The 2,643-nt window shown below is 63.6% G+C and carries 2 protein-coding genes; both read right to left on the reverse strand.

Annotated elements, in window-relative coordinates:
- Positions 1–603 precede the first annotated feature (603 nt).
- A complete protein-coding gene (locus tag VF515_03090) occupies positions 604–1,542 on the reverse strand; it encodes a S1/P1 nuclease (protein HEX7406616.1) in 939 nt (312 codons plus the stop codon).
- Positions 1,543–1,592: 50 nt separating this feature from the next.
- A complete protein-coding gene (locus VF515_03095) occupies positions 1,593–2,558 on the reverse strand; it encodes an alpha/beta hydrolase (GenBank protein ID HEX7406617.1) in 966 nt (321 codons plus the stop codon).
- Positions 2,559–2,643 lie beyond the last annotated feature (85 nt).

Here is a 2,643-nt window from a genome sequence, read left to right on the forward strand (position 1 = left end):
TACAGCTCACCGTCGAGAATCTCAGCCACCATAGTTTCAGGAACCTTCAGCAGGTCCTCATAGGTCGCTCTGCGGCGGGTGCTGTCCACACCGTTTACCATAGCACGAGCGGTTGAGGAGCGGCCACCGAGCCTTGCCGTGGCGGCTCGACGCGAGCAATGGCGGTGGCGCGCGCGCAGGCTCAGTTTGATCTGGTTCGCAGGGATGGGTAGCATAGCCTCCCAAAGCTTCTTCTGAGGAGGACCGATGCTGAGTTTGTCGCGCGGATTATTTGTCGCCACTTGTTGGCTTGCTGCAGCCACCCTTCAACCGGCGGCGTTGCTCGCCGAAGAGACCACCCATGCAGGCCAGGACACGACCCAAGCGCCGCCGGCTGAGAAGCCCGCTGAGCCGAAGGCGCCCGGGTGCAACGATCCTACAAGCGGCAGTTGTTGCGCTACAGACCAGGAGAAGGCAGCGGACGCTCCCAAAGCAGGGCCGGCAGCACCCGAAGACTGCCCCTGCCAGCACGCGAAACCCACGCCCGAGAACTCGTAGCCGCCCGACTTACAACCCGCTCTCGCGTACAATGCGATGACCGGCACATAAAGGCCCTGAATATCTTCAGGGCCAAATCTGGTTCAACACCACCGCGAGCCGGATGCCGGCTTTCGCCAGCTGTTCCTCGACCACCGCAGCGGCGGCGTTCTGGTAGCGCTCCGTCAAACGCTCGTGGAGCGCCAAGATCTTCTCCGACATTTCCCGACATGGTGTCGCCCGCGCGGACCGCTGCGGGCGTATCGGCGTGGGCAAGAGGCCGTATGCCGTTTGCTCGGCCAACTGGTGACTCTCCCACGCCCACTGGTTGAAGTCGATCGTCTTCCGCTGCCAGGATATGAGCTGCGATTGAAAGCGGTGATCGAGGAAGTCGGCGAACCACGTCGGGCTGCGATGCTCCATGATGCGCCGGATGATATTGGTGTCCCACACCGAGTGCAGGTTCGGCTGGTACACGTCATCCTCCGGGTGGTCGGGCGATCGTTGTGGTTCGATGCCCAGATAGGCGACCGGCACGCAGTTGCCTCCCAGATCGTTGTTGGTGGTGTCGTGCAACGGTTGATGAAGATCGCCAATGAGATGAATGATGAACCGCAGCGCATCCGCCCAGCGGCGATCGGTCGCGTGGCTGCGGATCCCCGCAAGCTGCTCATTGATTGCCGTCAGCACACAGCCTGTGCGCGACGGACAGAAGCGGCGCAGATCGCTTTGCGAGGCACCGCGAGGGATGTTGATGAAGTGCCAAGGTCCCGTCCCCTGGAACGGCGACGTGTCGTCACGACGCACATCGTCGGCCCACGTCGACGCCTCCCCCATCACGCTGCGCGTGGTCGGATGACAGAAACGTGGCGTGCGCGGATCAATCGGTGCAGCCTCGAGCAGATCGTGTACCATCTTCCGCGCGTGGGAAGTGAGGTGCTTCTCGGCGAGGAGGGCGATCGTCTCATGCCCTTCACAACCCCACGGACGCGCCGGCGTCGGCGCACACACGATGAGGAGGAACACTAGCGCGATTCGCGACACGGTTCGGCAAGCCGGGCTGGTGCCGCCCAAGACTACGGCCTGAGCGTCTTGAGAAACTTGATCAGGGCCTGATTCACTTCCTCGGGCCTCTCCTGCTGGGTCCAGTGGCCGCATCCCTTGATGAGCAGCGTTTCGCGCAGATTCGGAACCCACGCCGACATCCCCTCGGCCATGCGCGGGCGCAGCACGGGATCGAGTTCGGCGGTGATCATCAACGCCGGCTGCGTCACCTTGGCGCCGGACAAGTACGCCGTCAGTTCCCAGTTGCGGTCGAAGTTGCGGTACCAGTTCAGTCCGCCGCGGAAGCCGGTGCGCGCAAACGCTCGCACGAACACCTGGAAGTCACTCTCTGTGAGGAAGCCGCCGTGTGGAGCATCCGGCAATCGATCGAGAATGCCGCCGCCGGCGGGACCGAAGACGCCCGGCGGCGTGTCCTTGGCGGCTTCGATGATGTCCTTCGGAATCGCCTGATAGAAGCCGCGCAACGATCGCGGCACGTCACGTTCCAATTCGGCTTCCGCCACTCCCGCTTCCTGAAAATACAGCATGTAATGAAAGTTGCCCTGGGCCATCGCCCGCATGATCTCGGTCGGCCGAGCCGCTGGCCGCGGGAAGAACGGCGTATTCACGCCGACGACGGCCGCGACGCGGTGCGGCGCGAGCAACGCCATCTGCCAGACCACGATCCCACCCCAGTCGTGTCCGACGATCGCCGCCTTCTCGATCCCAAGCGCGTCGAGCAAGCCGGTGAGGTCACCGACGAGGTGATGCATGGTGTAGGCCTCGATGGCTTGCGGAGCGTCGGTGTCGCCGTAGCCGCGCTGATCCGGCGCGATGGCACGAAAACCGGCGTCCGCCAAGGCGCGCAGTTGATGGCGCCACGAGTACCACAGCTCCGGAAAGCCGTGGCACAGCAGCACCGGAAAGCCGCTGCCGGCTTCGACCACGTGCATCTTGAGGCCATTGGCCTCGACCTGTTTGTGCGTGAACTCGGGCATCGGGCGCCTTTCAAGTCGACAGTCAACAGTCGACGGTTCAGGGTGCAAAGACCGACATAGGCCTGGCGTGGGATCGGCGCAATGG

Source organism: Candidatus Binatia bacterium (assembly GCA_036382395.1).
Taxonomy (GTDB): Bacteria; Desulfobacterota; Binatia; order HRBIN30; family HRBIN30; genus JAGDMS01.